The following is a 15,430-nucleotide window of genomic DNA, read 5'->3' as shown; positions in this document are numbered from 1 at the left end:
GATCATGTCGATTCCGAAAGCGGATAACGACCCGCGGCGCTGGCTCGCCGGCGTCAATTTCTTCCTGGCTGATGTGCGTGACGGCCTGGGCCCGTTCCTGGGCGTTTTCCTGCTGGGCCATGGCTGGCAAGCCGATGCCATCGGTTACCTGATGACGGCGGCCGGTCTGGCGGGCATGCTGGCCACGACGCCGATGGGCGCGTGGGTGGACGCGTCCCGCCGCAAGCGCGGCTTGCTCGCCGGCGCCACCTTGGCGCTGATCGCCTGCAACGTGGCGTTGTGGGCGATGCCCGTCGCCAGTGTCGCGGCCGCGACGCAGGTCCTGGCCGCCATCATCGGCGCGCTGTTTGCGCCTGCCATCATGGGGCTCACGCTGGGTCTGGTCGGCCCGCGCGGCCTGCCGCGGCAGCTTGGCTTGAACGAGGCCTGGAATCATGCGGGAAACGTGGTGGCCGCGGCACTGGCCGGCCTGGCGGGCTACCGCTGGGGGCTGTCCGCCGTCTTCGTATTGATGATGATCGTGCCGTGTGGCGCGTTTCTCTGCCTGGCCCGCATCCGGCCGTCCGCGATCGATCATGAGGTCGCTCGCGGCGCGGCGCCGAGCGCGCGGCCCCAGGCATCCCAGGCACAAGTGCCGACGATCTGGCAGGTGCTGTCGCGCTCGAAGGCGCTGCGCCTGCTGGCGCTCGTCATGATGCTGTTCCATCTCGGCAACGCGGCCATGCTGCCCCTGCTGGGGCAGGCCGCCACCTCGCGTGGGGAGGCCGATCCCAGCGCCTACACGGCGTTGACCATCATCGTGGCGCAACTGGTGATGATCCCGGTAGCGTTGCTGGCGGGGCGCTACGCCCGTCGGTACGGCTATTGGCGGATTCTGACGCTGGCCTGCGCTGTCCTGCCCGTGCGGGGATTGCTGGCCGCCACGTTGCCGCCGACCTGTGCCCTGGTGCCGGTGCAGATGATGGATGGCGTCGCCGCGGGCCTGGTGGGCGTGGCGCTGCCCGGCCTGGTGGCATCGATCCTGCGCGGGAGCGGACATGTCAATGCCGGGTTGGGCGCCGTCATGGCCGTCCAGGGCGTCGGCGCGGCGCTCAGCCCGGCATTGGCCGGCTGGGTGGCGCAGCGCTTTGGCTATGGGCCGGCGTTCATTGCGCTGAGCGTGGCCGCGGCCGTATCGTTGGGACTGATCGCGACGCATCGGGCCGAATGCGGGGGCGCCCGATCCGCCAGGGCAGGACGAGTCCCCGACGTACACTCTTCATATTGAACATGCTGGTCCCTGGGGCGGGAGAGTACGCCATGCTATCGACATTGATCTACCGCAGCCGAGTCTGCGAACCCTTGGATGCCGATGCGCTCGGCGTTCTCGTCCGCAAAGCCCGAGCGCGCAATGCGTCGTTGAACGTCACGGGGATACTGCTTTTTGACGGGGTTCACTTTGTTCAGTTGCTGGAGGGGGGCGCACGGGAATTGGCGGTGCTGTTCGAGGCCATCCAGCGGGACGAGCGGCACGCGAACGTCGTGCATCTCCTGCGCGACCAGGGGCCATTTCGTCGCTTCGAGGGCGACCAGATGGCGATGGTCGACCTGCGTGAACTCGACTCGAAGCGGGTGGCAGCGCTGATTCTCGAGAAAATGAAGCGGAGAGCCAGGTTGGCGGCCAGCGACGACCGGGTCATCCAGATTCTCTCGTGGTATGCGCTTGCGCGCGGCACAAGCCATATCGTTGAAGGGGAAAGCGCGCGCAACTGGCGATTCGTGACGGAGGGCGAGGCAGCGCCCGGGCAGGGCTTGCTGGCGGAGCAGGCGTATCAGTTTGCCTTGCAGCCGATTGTCGAGCCCATGCGTCGAACGGTTACTTCCTTCGAGTTCCTGATCCGCAGCGGAACCGGCGGATCGCCCGAACAGTTGTTCTCCAGCGTTCCCCCCGTCCAGCGCTACCGGATGGACCTGGAGTCCAAAGCGTCCGCGTTCCGATTGGCGCGTCGCCTGCGCCTGGAAGACGTCAAGCTGTCGGTGAATCTGCTGCCCATGTCGTTGGTTGCGGATCCCGCGGCGGTGGACCATCTGCTTGACCAGATCGCCGCATGCGGCCTGTCGCCCCAACAGGTGATCGTCGAGGTTACCGAGCAGGAGGCCGTCGCCAACCAGGGGGATTTCGGCGCTGCCATCGAACGTTTGCGCAGAGCCGGGATCGGCGTGGCGATTGACGATTTTGGCGCGGGCTTTGCCGGCCTGTCCCTGCTGGCCGAATTCCAGCCCGACAAGCTCAAGATCGACCGCAAGCTCATCCAGAATATCCATTCGGACGGCCCTCGGCAGGCGATCGTGCGCGCGATTCTCGAGGCGTGCACGGCCATGGGCATCATGCCCGTGGCCGAGGGGGTGGAACGGATAGAGGAATGGTGCTGGCTCGAGGCGGCCGGCTTGAAGCGCTTCCAAGGCTACCTGTTCGCCAGGCCCGCGCTGAATTGTCAGCCCGAAATCAGGTGGCCTGAACGGGTTGCCCCGAGCCAGGTCGCCTGAGGGGAGTGGCGGCCTGCACGCCAATGCCTCACACCGCGGCGAAGTCCGTCGAGCGCGCCAGGGCCTGCCAGGTCTCGGTTTCGCGGGCAACGTAGGCCAGCTTCTCGGCGATGGCGGCCAGGGTGTCGCTGCCCAGCGGCAGGCGCAGCGGCGGTTCGGCGGCGTTGGCCAGTTCGACCATGGCCGCGGCGAGCCGGACGGGATCGCCAGGCTGCTGGTGGTTCAGATCGACGGCTCTCCTGCGCACCTGGCCTGACGTGGCCGCATAGTCGGCGATCTCGCCCGGGGCCACGACCAGCGATGTGGTGTCCAGGAAGTCGGTGCGGAAATAGCCGGGCTCGACCACGGTGGCGTGGATGCCCAGCGGCGCGAGCTCGTCATGCAAGGCCTCGGTCAGTCCCTCCACGGCGAATTTGGTCGAGCAGTAAGCGCCGAAGCCGGCCCCCGAGCGGAAGCCGCCGATGGACGAGATATTGATGACGTGGCCGGCGCGGCGCTCGCGCATGGCGGGCAGCGCCGCGCGGGTCACGTTGAGCAGGCCGAAGACGTTGGTGTCATACATGCGGCGCACGTCGGCGTCGCTCGATTCTTCCACCGCGCCCAACAGGCCGAAGCCGGCGTTGTTGACGAGCACGTCGATGCGGCCGAAGGCCTGCAGCGCGGCGGCGACCGCGGCCTGCGCCTGTTCGGGGCGGGTCACGTCCAGCGCGACCGCCCGCAGGCCGGGCGTCTGGCCCAGGCGTTCCGTGATGGCGGCGGGGTTGCGGCCGGCGGCGACCACGGCGTTGCCGTCGGCCAGGGCGGCTTCGGCGATCAGCGCGCCCAAGCCGCGCGAGGCGCCGGTGATGAACCAGACTTTCTTGAAATCCGTCGGGGTGTTCATGCGTTTCTCCAATCAGGGGGAAGGGGTGAACGCATGGTAGAGAGCGGTGGGTGTTCCGAATAGACGCTATTCAATAGAATGATAATCAACGTTTATTTGCTAATTGGCCGCTCCGACCGGCTGGGGGATCCGCCATGAACGAAGTCCGCGCCCTGACCATTTTCGTGCGCACCGCGATGCTCGGCAGCCTGCGCAAGGCCGCCGTGGACCAGGGCATTTCGCCACAGGCGGCGAGCCACGCGGTGATGCAACTGGAGAAATCGCTGGGCGTGCAACTGCTGCGTCGGACCACGCGCAAGCTGAGCCTGACCGAAGAGGGACGGCGGCTGCTCGACAACGCCAGCCCGGCCCTGGGCCTGCTGTCGGCGGCGCTGGCGGACGCGCGGCGCGCCAGCGACGAGATCAGCGGTCCGCTGCGCATCAGCGCGCCGCGGGCGTTGATCCACTGCATGCTGTGGCAGTACGTGCTGGCGTTCGCGCGGGAATATCCCGGCGTGCAGCTCGATGTGCATTTCGATGATCGCCTCACCGATCTGGTCGGCGACCGGGCCGACGTGGGCTTTCGCGGCGGCTCGCTGCCGGCGGCGGGCACGGTGGCGCGACGGCTGGTGCCGATCCAGTTGCTGGTCTGCGCAGCGCCCGACTACCTGGCGCGCCACGGCGCGCCGACGAATATCGATGACCTGGCGCGACATCGGTGCACGGGCTTTGTCCACGCCAACACGGGCAAGCTGGCGCCGTGGGCGTTCCAGGTCGATGGCGAGCAGGTCTACCGCGAGATCACGCCGGCGCTTTGCATGAACGACATCGACGCCGAGGCCCAGACCGTGCTGGCGGGCGAGGCCATCGGCCAGTTGGGCAGTTTCACGGCGGTGCCGCACATCCGCGCCGGCCGGCTGGTGCCGCTGTTGCTGCGGCACGCGGTGGATCTCGAGGGCATCTATCTGTACTACGGCCGCCGCACCGAACAGCCGCTGCGGGTGCGGACGTTCGTGGATTTCATGGTCAGGCGGCTGGAAGGGAACCGGCAGTTCTTCCTGGGGCCCGACGAGCTGCGATAGGGCGGGGCCGGCGGGCTCAAGTCCGCCGCGGGTCGTCTTCCAGCATCGCCAGCACACCGATGATCAGCGCCTGCATGCCCTGATCGAGTTCCGCTTCCATCTCGGCTTCCTCGGCCGCGCGCGCCGCGTCGACCACCGGTTCCAAGCCAGCCACCGAATACACCGTGTCGGCGACCGCCATGCAATGGAACGCCACGGTCGCCAGCAGCATGCGCGCCTGTTCCCGGGAAATGCCGTAGGCGTGGGCGATGTGGCGCTGGTGCCCCTCGATCTTGGCGATCATGGATGGCGTGGCTGCCAGCCGCCGGATCACATAAGGCGTCACGCCCGGATGCGCCTTGACGAACTCGCGCACCGACGCGGTGAACACCGTCAGGTATTCCTTCAGGCCGCCACGGTCGCTGCTGCTCGCTTGCGGGATCTGCCAGCGCTTGAAGATCTCCTCGGCGATCAGGCGTTTGAGCTCCTCAAGGCTCGGCACGTGCTTATAGAGCGCCATGTGGCTGACGCCCAGCGCCGCGGCGACGCCGACGAAGGTGAGGTTGGGCAAGCCCATCGCAATGCCGGCGTCGGCGATCCGCTCCAGGGTGATGGTGGGCGGGCGGCCCCGCGCCGGGCGGCGCTCTGACGGGTTCATGTCTGGTCCTCGATGGTGACGGCCTATCCGTCACTTTAACCTGCCCGCAATTATTTAGTTTATCGGTATGCAGCTAATTCAGGATTTAGTTTATAGTCATGCAAATAATTATCACCACCATCTGGGTAGTCCGATTTCATGAGCACGTCCGTAGTCGCCGCGGCCAGACCTGGCCCGCTCAGGCAAGTGTTGTCTCCGATACGCGGGCAACTGATCGCCGCGGCGGTACTGGCGTCGCTGGGCACCATGCTCACGTTGGTGCCGCTGGCGGGCGTGACGCACATCGCCCAACTGCTGCTGGCGGGCCTCGATGCGGTGGATGCCTCCCAGGCGTCGCGGCGGGCCGCACTCTGGTGGGTGGCGGGGGCCAGCGTGGCCAGCCTGTTCACCGGCATGGCGCTGGTGTCCGCCGGCGAGCTGACCGCGCATCTGGCCGATAACCGCATTACGCATCACCTGCGCCTGGCCGTGGCGCGGCGGCTGGCGCAGGCGCCGCTGGGCTGGTTCACCGGCCGGGCGTCGGGCGAGGTCAAGCAGGCGATGCAGGACGACATCGCCACGCTGCACAGCCTGACCGCGCATTTCTACACGGCATTGGGCCGCGCGGCGGGCGCCATCGGGCTGTCGGTCATCTACCTGTTCGCGCTGGACTGGCGCATGGCGCTGGCGGCGTTGCTGCCGTTTCCGGGGTTCTTCCTGTTCCTGCGCCGCGCCATGAAGGCCGGCGGCGCCGAGATGCAGACCTTCATCACCCGGCTCGAGCGACTGAACGGCGCGACCGTCGAGTTCGTCGGCGGGATGCCGGTGGTGAAGGCGTTCAGCGCCAGCGGCAAGGCGCATCGCGGCTACCACGAGGCCGTGGACGGACTCGCCGAGGCCTTCAGCCGTTTCACCCGACCGCTTGTGGCGGCGATGGCCCACGCGCACGCCATGATCGCCCCGGTCACGGTGCTGGGGGTGGCGCTGGCCAGCGGCGCCCTGTTTGTCGGCCTGGGCTGGATCGCGCCGGTGGAGGTGTTGCCGTTCGCGCTGGTGGCGCCGGGCATTTGCGCGCCGGTGTTGCTGCTGCATACGCTGCTGCACGACCTGGGCAGCGCCACGGCCGCCGCGCAGCGCGTGCTGGCATTGCTGGAGACGCCAGTGCTGGCGGCGTCGGCGCCCGGCCACGGCGCGACGCCGGCGGGCCACGAGGTGCGCTTCGAGAACGTGGCCTATGCCTATGACGGAAAGCGCCAGGCGTTGTCGGGCATCAGCTTCACGCTGGAGCCGGGCACCGTGACGGCCATCGTTGGCGCCTCGGGCGCGGGCAAGTCGACGCTGGCGCGGCTGCTGCTGCGCTTCTTCGACCCGACCGCGGGGCGCATCACACTGGGCGGAGTGGATCTGCGGCAGATCGAGACCGGGCAACTGTACCGGCGCGTCGGGTTCGTGCTGCAGGAAGTGCGGCTGATCCACGCCAGCGTGCATGACAACATCGCGCTGGGCCGGCCGGCGGCCAGCCGCCACGAGGTGGAGGCGGCTGCGCGCGCCGCCAACATCCATGAACGCATCCTGGCGCTGCCGCGCGGCTATGACTCGATGGTCGGCGAGGACGCCCAACTGTCGGGCGGGGAGCGCCAGCGCGTGAGCATCGCGCGCGCCGTGTTGCTCGACGCGCCGGTGCTGGTGTGCGACGAAGCCACGGCGGCGGCCGATGCCGGCAACGAGGTGGCGATCCAGGAGGCGCTGTCGCGTTTCGCGCAAGGGCGCACGCTGATGGTGATCGCCCATCGGCTGGATACGGTGATGCACGCCGACCGCATTCTGGTCCTGGAGGACGGGGCCATCGTCGAGCAGGGCCGGCACGACGCGCTGCTGGCGTTGGACGGCCGTTATGCCCGGCTGTGGTCGATGGGCGGCTATGACAAGGCGGCGGAACCGGCGGGGGCGTCATGCTGAAGACGTTCCTGTTGTTGCTGGGCAATGAGGCGTCCGTGCTGCGGCGCTATGCCGGGATGGCCGTCGCCTATGGCGTGCTGTGCGGGCTGGCCATCGCCTCGCTGTCCCCGGTGCTGATCCATCTGCTCGACGGCGACGTGCGGCGGGTGGCGCCTTGGCTGGCGCTGCTCGCGGGCGAGGTGGCGGTTTGCTGGCTGTTGCGGCGCCAGGTGGAGCGGGCGGGCGTGCGCGTGGGGGTGGCCATCCTGCAAAGCGGCCGCCACCGCCTGGGCGAGCACGTGGCGCGGCTGCCGGTGGGATGGTTCACGCCGGCGAACACGGCGCGTCTGGGGCATGTGGTCACGCAGGGCATGATGGCCGTGGCGCAGCTTCCCGCGCACGTATTCACGCCGGTGCTCACCGGAATCGTGACGCCGATGGTGCTGGTCGTGGCGCTGTTCGCGCAGCACTGGTTGCTGGGTGTGATCGCGCTGCTGGCGCTGCCGTTGCTGGCCGGCGTCCTGGCATTGACGGCCGCCATGTCGCGTCGGGCGGACGGCGCTTTCCATCGCAGTTTTGCCGAGGCCAGCCAGCGCGTGGTGGAGTTCGCCCAGGCGCAGTCCGTGCTGCGCGCGTTCAATGGCGACGGCGGCGGCTTGCGCTTGCTGGAGCAGGCGGTCGATCGCCAGCGCCAGGCCGGCGCGCGGTTGATCTGGTTATCGGCGGGGGCGGCCGTCCTGAATGCCTGGGCCGCGCAGGCGGCATTCGCCGCCATGCTGATGGCGGCGGTGTGGTGGGCCAACGATCTCGCCGGCGGCCCGTTGGCGCCTGGCGCGGTCGCGTCGGTCATTGTCTCGTTGGTGCTGGCGGCCCGCTACGTCGACGCGCTGCTGGAAGTGGCGGGGTATGGCGAAGTGCTGCGCGGCGCGCGCGGCCAGCTCGACGCCATCGCGGCGCTGTTCGCGGTGCGGCCGCTGCCGGAGCCCGAGACGCCGCGGGCGCCGCGCGATGGCGCGATTGAACTTCGCGAGGTGGACTTCCGCTATGCGCCGGAGGAACCGGACGTGCTGCGCGGGGTGACGCTGCGTATCGCGCCGGGCAGCATGGTCGCCCTGATCGGCGAGTCCGGTTCCGGCAAGACCACGCTGGCGCGGCTGATCGCCCGCTTCTTCGACGTGACCGCGGGCAGCGTCAGCGTGGGCGGCGTGGATGTGAGACAGATCGCCAGCGCGCGCCTGGCCGGCCATATCCGCCAGATCTTCCAGGAAAACTATCTGTTTTCGGGCAGCATCGCCGACAACATCCGCGTCGGCAAACCGGAAGCCAGCGACGCCGAGGTCATGGAGGCCGCGCGGCAGTCGGGGGTGGCCGGAATCGCCGAGCGCCTGCCGCAAGGCCTGGACACGATGGTGGGCGAGGGCGGCGCGCACCTGTCGGGGGGCGAGCGCCAGCGTGTCGCCATCGCCCGCGCACTGATCCGCCCAGCGCCGATCCTGCTGGTGGACGAGGCAACCGCGGCGCTGGATGCGCAGAATCAGAACGTCGTCACCGAGGCGCTGGCGCGGCTGCGCGGTCGTTGCACGCTGGTAGTGATTGCCCATCAATTGTCCACGGTGGCGATGGCCGACCAGATCGTGGTGCTGGAAGCGGGCCGCATCGTCGAGCAGGGAGCGCCCGCGTCGCTGCGCGCGAGCCAGGGGCGCTATGCGCGATTCCTGGCGCAGCGCCGGTCCGCCAAGGGCTGGCGCATCGCCGCCGCGGCGCTGGACGAGGTGGGCGACTGATGCGCGCGGGGCTGGTCGGCGTGTTCGTCGCGCTGTGCGGCGCGTCACTGCTGGTGGGCGCGAGGCAGATGGCGTGGTCGCAGGCGTTGTCGCTGTCGGGCGACGCCTGGCTGACGCTGACGGCGAGCCGGCTGCCGCGCCTGGCGGCGCTGGTGCTGACGGGCGTGGGGCTGTCGGTTTGCGGGGTGATCCTGCAACACGTGGTGCGCAACAAGTTCGTCGAGCCCGCCACCTCGGGCGGGCTGGATGCCGCCAAGTTCGGCATCCTGGTATCGCTGACGCTGGCGCCCGGCGCCGGCGCGACCGTGCGGATGCTCTTCGCGCTGACGTTCTGCCTGGCCGCCAGCCTGCTCTTCGTGGCGATCGTGCGCCGGGTGAAGTTCAAGAACACCGTGCTGGTGCCGGTGATCGGCCTGATGTACGGCGGCGTGCTGAGCGCGCTGGCCGAGTTCCATGCGTATCGTCACAACATCCTGCAGAGTATGCAAGGGTGGATGCTGGGCGATTTTTCCCGGATCGTGCAGGGGAACTACGAGATCATCTACCTGATCCTGCCGATCGTCGCGCTGACGTATCTGTATGCGCACCGTTTCACCGTGCTGGGCATGGGAGAGGGCATGGCGTCGAGCCTGGGGCTGAACTATGGCGCCACCGTGGCGCTGGGGCTGATGCTGGTGGCCGTGACGGTGTCCGCCACGGTCATCACGGTCGGCGCGATTCCCTTCGTCGGCCTGGTGGTGCCGAATCTGGTGGCGCTGCATTACGGCGATAGCCTGAGCCGCACCCTGCCGGTGGTGGCGCTGGGCGGCGCGTCGCTGCTGCTGGCATGCGACGTGCTCGGGCGCCTGCTGATCCACCCGTTCGAAGTGCCCATCGGCCTGACCGCGGGCGGGTTGGGCGGCCTGCTGTTCCTGGCGCTGATCTTCTGGAAACATCGATGACGCGCCTGGCTTCGCGGCACCTGGCCTGGATGCTTGTCATCGCCCTGGCGCTGGCGTTCCTGTTCCTGGGCGCCGACTTCGATTTCGACTACATCATCCCCAAGCGGCTGGCGCGGCTGGCGGCCATGCTGATCGGCGGCGTGGCCATCGCCTGGTCGTCGATCGTGTTCCAGACGCTGACGGGCAATCGCATCCTGACGCCGGCCGTCATGGGCTACGAGGCGGTCTACCTGTTGCTGCAATCGCTGCTGGTGCTGGGGCTGGGCGCGCAGAGCCTGGTGCTGTTGGGGGCGCACGGCAACTTCTTCCTGCCCGTGGCGGTGATGCTGGGCTATTCGTGGCTGATCCATCGCGGGCTGTTCAGCCAGCGGCGGCAGAACGTCCATTTCCTGTTGTTGGCGGGGCTGGTGCTGACGATGGTGATCGGCACCTTCACGCAGTTCGCGCAGCTCAAGACCAGCCCCGGCGAGTTCTCGATCCTGATGGGTTTTTCGCAGGCGTCGTTCAATAAGATCGAGCCGGCGCAGTTGCTGGTGTCAGGGCTGCTGGTGGCGGGCGTGTGCCTGGCGGGTCTGAAGAATCTCCCGACACTGGACGTGATGTCGCTGGGGCGGGATCAGGCGATGTCGCTGGGCGTGGATTATCCGCGCCAGGTGCGGAGGAATCTGGCGCTGATCGCCACGCTGGTCGCGGTGTCGACCAGCCTGCTGGGGCCCACGGCGTTCATGGGCATCTTCGTCGCCAACATGGCCTATGCCCTGGCGCGCACGCGCCGGCATCGGGTCACGCTGCCCACCGGCTGCGCCGTTGCGATCGGCCTGTTCCTGCTGGCCCAGTTGGCGGTGGAGCATCTCTTCAACTACCGGACCACCGTCGGCATCCTGGTCAACCTGGCGTGCGGCGCGTGGTTCCTCGCGCTGATGGCGCGGGCGCGGGGCACAGCATGATTACCGTCAAGCATCTTTCCAGGCACTATGGCGCGCGCGCCGTGTTGTCCGACGTCAGCGCGCAGTTTCCGGCGGGGCGGCTGACCTCGCTGATCGGCCCCAATGGCGCGGGCAAGACGACCTTGTTGATGATGATTGCGCGGCTGCTGGCGCCGACCCGGGGCGAGATACTGATTGAAGGCCGCGACGTGTCGGACATCCGCGTCGGCGACTACGCCCGGCGCGTGGCCACGCTGCGCCAGTCTCCCGATTTCAACCTGCGCCTGACGGTCGAGGAGCTGGTCGCGTTCGGCCGTTTCCCCTACAGCCGGGGGGCGCTGACGCCTGCGGACCGGCGCGTGATCGACGAGGCCATCGCGTTCCTGTCGCTGCAGCCGCTGCGCCAGGCCTATCTCGACGAACTGAGCGGCGGGCAGCGGCAGATGGCGTTCCTGGCCATGACCATCGCCCAGCAGACCGACTGCCTGCTGCTCGACGAGCCGCTGAACAACCTCGACATCAAGCACGCCGTGCAGATCATGCGGGCGCTGCGCCGCCTGTGCGACAGGCACGGCCGCACCGTCATCCTGGTGGTGCACGACATCAACTTCGCGGCCAGTTATTCCGACCACATCGTAGCCATGAAAGACGGCGTCGTGCAATGCGCCGGCACGGTGGCGCAGGTCGTGACCGAGGACCGCTTGCGGGAACTGTATGGGCTGGATTTCGAGATCACGCACGGCGCGCGCGGCCGCCTGTGCAACTACTTCAACCCATCGGGAGAATTGACATGAACGGCAAGCACAGGACCTGGGCGTTTGCCCTGCTGGTGGCCGCCGCGATCGCGGTGCAGGGCTGCGGCCAGGAAACGGCGCCAGCGCCCAATGGGGTGCAACCGTCGCCGTCGTCCGGCGCGGCGGCGCCGCCGGCCTATGCCGCCATCACGGTGCGGCACAAGCTCGGCGTCACCGTCATCGACAGGCAGCCCGAGCGCGTGGTGGCGCTGGATATGAACGAGGTCGACTTCCTGGACCTGCTGGGCGTGCCCGTGGCCGGCATGCCCAAGGACTTCGTGCCGCACTTCCTGGCCAGGTACCGGGACGCGCCGCACGTGCGGGACACGGGCGCGATCGTGCAACCCAACCTGGAGCGGGTGCACGCGGCCAGGCCCGACCTGATCCTGATCACGTCCCTGCAGGCCAGCCACTACAAGGAGCTGAGCCAGATCGCGCCGACGATCCATTTCGACGTGGATTACCGCGACAGCCAGGTCAATCACATCGAGGTCGTCAAGGACCACCTGCTGACGCTGGGACGGATCTTCGGCAAGGAAGACCTGGCGCGCCAGCAGGCGGCCGGGCTGGACGAGAAGGTCCAGCAGGCCCGGCGCCTGATCCAGGACCGCCCCGAGAAGGCGCTGATCGTGCTGCACAACAACGGCGCTTTCACGTCCTTCGGCCCGCAGTCGCGCTACGGATTCGTCTTCGACGCGCTAGGCGTGAAGCCGGCCGGCCCGATGGCGGAGGCCGGCCTGCATGGCCAGCCGATCTCCAGCGAATTCATCCAGCAGGCAAATCCCGACGTGATCTACGTGGTGGATCGCACCGCCGTGATGGAACGCCGGCCCGCGCTGACCGCCGGGACGCTGGGCAACCCGTTGCTGCGCGCGACGTCCGCCTGGAAGCACGGCCGCGTGGTCTTTGCCGACGCCGAGGCCTGGTATGTCACGGCCGCCAGCGTGAATTCGCTGCGGATCGTGATCGACGACGTGATGAAGGGTTACCGGGACTGACCCGGTCGACCGGCGCTTCGGCGCTAACGGTTTTATTGATTAACGATTCCCATTCTCTTCATTGTTTTCATTCTTGATTATGAAGCCGATGAAGGGCAAGCCACGCTCAACCGAACGGAGCATTCCATGAGCACACGTCGCCATCGCGGCCGCGCCGCGCGTCCCGCATCGCATGCCGCGCATGCCAGGACCGCCTTTTCCCTCAACGGCCTGACCGCGGCCCTGTTCGGCCTGACGGCCGGCGCCGCCCTGATCGCGGCCCCCTCCGCGCAGGCGCAGCAGGCCGCCGATAACCGAACCCGCGTCAGCGAGACGGCGTCGCAGGCGCAACCGGACCAGGCCGTCGCCGGGGTCAGGACGCTGCCGGCGGTACGGGTCACGGGGCAGTCCGAGGAGCCCGCCTCGCCCTATGCCGGCGGCCAGGTCACTTACGGCGGTCGTGCCGGCTTCCTGGGCGAGCGGGACTTCATGAGCACGCCGTTCTCGGTCATCAGCTATACCGACAAGTACATCCAGGACCTGCAGGCCCAGGACATCACCGACGTGATCGCCCGGACCGACCCGTCGGTGTTCAGCAACGGCGTCACCGGCGCCTGGAGCGAGAATTACTCGATCCGCGGTTTCAGCTCCAGCACCACCGATATCTCCTTCGGCGGGCTGTTCGGCATGGCGCCGTACTATCGCACCACGCCGGAAATGTTCGAGCGCATCGAGGTGCTGAAGGGGCCGTCGGCCCTGCTCAACGGCATGCCGCCGGGCGGCTCGGTGGGGGGCACGGTCAACCTGGTGCCCAAGCGCGCCGGCGATGAGCCATTGACGCGCCTGACCGCGACCTACATGTCGGACGCGCAGTTTGGCGGCCACCTGGACATGGGACGCCGTTTCGGCGAGGACAAGCAGTTCGGCATCCGCTTCAACGGCGTCTATCGCGACGGCGCCGGCGCGATCAAGGACCAGGACAAGAAGGCGCAACTTGCCGCCGTGGGGCTGGACTGGCGCAGCGAGCGCGTGCGCGTGTCGGCGGATCTGTACGACAGCGACGAGCGCGTGGACGGCGTGACCCGCGGCATCAACCTGGCGCCGGGCGTGGCCGTGCCCAAGCCGCCCAAGGCCGATACCTTGCTGAACCCCGACTGGGCGTATGTGCACAACCGCGATCGCGGCGCGATGGTGCGCGGCGAAGTCGACGTCAGCGACAACCTGATGGCATACGCCGCGATCGGCGCCAGCCGGTCCGAATACACCTATAACGGCGCCATCTCGGCCCAGGTGCTAAATGCTGCAGGCGATCTGCGCACCACCATCGGCCAATTGAACATGCGCATCAGGAAGACCACCGGGGAGGCCGGCGTCAAAGGCACGCTGCAGACGGGCGGCATCAAGCATCAGTGGGTGCTGAACGCCACCTACTACACCGATACCGAACGCGACTACGGCCGCCGCTCGGTGCCGGGCGCGGACTGGACCACCAATATCTACAAGCCGGTCTGGGGGCCGGAGGTCAGTGGCGTCTGGCCGGCGATCCTGCATACCGAAACGCGCCTGATCAGCTACGGCCTGGCGGACACGTTGTCGTTCGCCGAGGACCGGCTGCAGTTGACGCTGGGCGCGCGTCGCCAGGAAGTGCGTTCGGACACCTTCAATGTCGCCACGGGCGCGCGCACCAGCCGCTATGACGCCAGCGCGACCACGCCGGCGGCGGCGATTCTGTTCAAGGCCACCGACAATGTCTCGCTCTACGCCAACTACATCGAGGGGCTGAGCAAGGGCCAGACGGCGCCAGCCACCGCCGCCAACGCCGGCGAGCTGTTCGCGCCCTACAAGACCAAGCAGAAGGAGGCCGGCATCAAGGTCGATTTCGGTGACTTCACCCATACCCTCGGCGTGTTCGAGATCACGCGGCCGAGCAGCTACACCAATCCCGTCACCAATGTGTTTTCGTTCGGCGGCGAACAGCGCAACCGCGGCGTGGAGTGGGGCTTCTTCGGCGAACCGCTGCGCGGCGTGCGCCTGATGGGCGGCGTGGCGTACATCGATCCGAAGGTCACGAAGGCCGCGCTGGCCGTCAACGAGGGCAGGCAGGCGACCGGCGTGCCCAAGCTGCAAGGCAAGCTTGGCATCGAGTGGGATGTGCCGGCCGTGCAAGGGCTGACGCTGACCGCCAACGCGACCGCCGTGTCCAAGCAATACATCAGCGCGGACAATTCGCTGTCGGTGCCCGGCCGCGCCACCTATGACGTCGGCGCGCGTTACGCCACCAGGGTGGCCGACCGCCCGCTCACCCTGCGGGCCAGCGTCAACAACCTGACCAACAAGGCATATTGGGGCATGCCGCAGTTGTCGAGCCTGGCGCTGGGCGCGCCGCGCACCTTCATGCTGTCGGCATCGATGGACTTCTGACGATGGCGAGCCGCCGGCCCGCGGCGGCGTTGCGGGCCGGTATCGCCTATTGGCAACGCTGCGGCACTTTGCGCAGGGACTCCGTGTAGCCCAGCGCGGCGACGCGGTCGGCCAACTGCGCGTAGGCGTCATCGCTCAGGCATGGCGTGCGCGCCATGATCCACACGTAATCGCGCTTGGAGCGGCCGATGATGGTGGTCTGGTAGGCGTCGTCCAGGTAGGCGATGACGTATTCCGCCTGGATCGGCCAGATGAACTGCATGCCCCAGACCGCGTTGCCGGTGTCCGGCCGCACCGTGGCCACCGGGTGCATGGTGCTGACCTCGGCGTCGAAACTGCCCTTGCGGTAACGGAAATCGGTCTGGATCCGGCCGTCCGGCAGCGGCCGGTAGCTTTCGACGGCATCGTAGGCGTTGCGTTCGGGCCAACTGGGGATGTGCGCGATGACGTACCAGTCGCCCATGAAGCGCGGCAGATCGACATGGGCCACGGGCGGCATGGGCGCGGGCCCGGCGCAGCCCGCCAGCAGGCCCATCGCGGCAACACACAGGGCGCGCAACATG

At 68.2% G+C, this 15,430-nt stretch carries 13 protein-coding genes; 10 read left to right on the top strand and 3 right to left on the bottom strand.

The genetic code is table 11. From position 1 onward, the window contains the following. Positions 1-4: 4 nt before the first annotated feature. Positions 5-1,267, top strand: a complete 1,263-nt coding sequence (locus AAID08_RS24375; protein ID WP_336234837.1) for an MFS transporter — start codon at positions 5-7, stop codon at positions 1,265-1,267. A 32-nt stretch (positions 1,268-1,299) separates the two neighbouring features. Then, positions 1,300-2,526: a diguanylate phosphodiesterase gene (locus tag AAID08_RS24370; RefSeq protein ID WP_336234838.1), complete on the top strand. Its 1,227-nt coding sequence runs from the start codon at positions 1,300-1,302 to the stop codon at positions 2,524-2,526. Positions 2,527-2,554: 28 nt separating this feature from the next. Here AAID08_RS24370 and AAID08_RS24365 read toward each other — a convergent pair whose 3' ends face one another. Further along, positions 2,555-3,409 carry an oxidoreductase gene (locus AAID08_RS24365; RefSeq protein ID WP_395756999.1) on the bottom strand — a complete coding sequence of 285 codons (855 nt, stop codon included), beginning with the start codon at positions 3,407-3,409 and terminating at the stop codon, positions 2,555-2,557. Between the two features lie 134 nt (positions 3,410-3,543). On the opposite strand from AAID08_RS24365, the gene AAID08_RS24360 reads away from it, so the two are divergent. After that, positions 3,544-4,470: a LysR family transcriptional regulator gene (locus AAID08_RS24360; protein WP_054500738.1), complete on the top strand. Its 927-nt coding sequence runs from the start codon at positions 3,544-3,546 to the stop codon at positions 4,468-4,470. A gap of 16 nt (positions 4,471-4,486) precedes the next feature. Here the strand turns inward: AAID08_RS24360 and AAID08_RS24355 are convergent, their stop codons facing one another. Beyond that, positions 4,487-5,107, bottom strand: coding sequence for a TetR/AcrR family transcriptional regulator (locus AAID08_RS24355; protein WP_175142670.1), 621 nt, complete (start codon positions 5,105-5,107; stop codon positions 4,487-4,489). Between the two features lie 138 nt (positions 5,108-5,245). Here AAID08_RS24355 and AAID08_RS24350 point away from each other — a divergent pair, with 138 nt between their 5' ends. The 7 genes from AAID08_RS24350 (at position 5,246) to AAID08_RS24320 (ending at position 14,867) form a co-directional block, all read left to right on the top strand. After that, entirely contained in the window at positions 5,246-7,045 is a 1,800-nt protein-coding gene (locus AAID08_RS24350) for an ABC transporter ATP-binding protein (RefSeq protein WP_395756998.1), read from the top strand. Next, positions 7,039-8,808 carry an ABC transporter ATP-binding protein gene (locus AAID08_RS24345; RefSeq protein ID WP_395756997.1) on the top strand — a complete coding sequence of 590 codons (1,770 nt, stop codon included), beginning with the start codon at positions 7,039-7,041 and terminating at the stop codon, positions 8,806-8,808. The genes AAID08_RS24350 and AAID08_RS24345 overlap by 7 nt, the downstream gene beginning before the upstream one ends. After that, positions 8,808-9,749 carry an ABC transporter permease gene (locus AAID08_RS24340; protein ID WP_395756996.1) on the top strand — a complete coding sequence of 314 codons (942 nt, stop codon included), beginning with the start codon at positions 8,808-8,810 and terminating at the stop codon, positions 9,747-9,749. Before AAID08_RS24345 ends, AAID08_RS24340 begins: the two co-directional genes overlap by 1 nt. After that, positions 9,746-10,696 (top strand): iron chelate uptake ABC transporter family permease subunit, encoded by a 951-nt coding sequence (locus AAID08_RS24335; RefSeq protein WP_395756995.1) that lies wholly within the window; start codon positions 9,746-9,748, stop codon positions 10,694-10,696. The genes AAID08_RS24340 and AAID08_RS24335 overlap by 4 nt, the downstream gene beginning before the upstream one ends. Then, entirely contained in the window at positions 10,693-11,469 is a 777-nt protein-coding gene (locus AAID08_RS24330) for an ABC transporter ATP-binding protein (RefSeq protein ID WP_395756994.1), read from the top strand. Before AAID08_RS24335 ends, AAID08_RS24330 begins: the two co-directional genes overlap by 4 nt. Next, positions 11,466-12,467, top strand: coding sequence for a siderophore ABC transporter substrate-binding protein (locus AAID08_RS24325; protein ID WP_395756993.1), 1,002 nt, complete (start codon positions 11,466-11,468; stop codon positions 12,465-12,467). Before AAID08_RS24330 ends, AAID08_RS24325 begins: the two co-directional genes overlap by 4 nt. Before the next feature lie 126 nt (positions 12,468-12,593). Beyond that, entirely contained in the window at positions 12,594-14,867 is a 2,274-nt protein-coding gene (locus AAID08_RS24320) for a TonB-dependent siderophore receptor (RefSeq protein ID WP_144655479.1), read from the top strand. A 46-nt stretch (positions 14,868-14,913) separates the two neighbouring features. Here AAID08_RS24320 and AAID08_RS24315 read toward each other — a convergent pair whose 3' ends face one another. Next, on the bottom strand, positions 14,914-15,429 hold the full coding sequence (locus AAID08_RS24315) for a lipocalin family protein (protein WP_054500747.1): 516 nt from the start codon (positions 15,427-15,429) through the stop codon (positions 14,914-14,916). Position 15,430 lies beyond the last annotated feature (1 nt).

Source organism: Achromobacter sp. EB05 (assembly GCF_044232075.1).
Lineage (GTDB): Bacteria > Pseudomonadota > Gammaproteobacteria > Burkholderiales > Burkholderiaceae_B > Achromobacter > Achromobacter dolens.
Note: the sequence above shows the minus strand (reverse complement) of the source record. Positions and strands in the feature narration are given on the sequence as shown.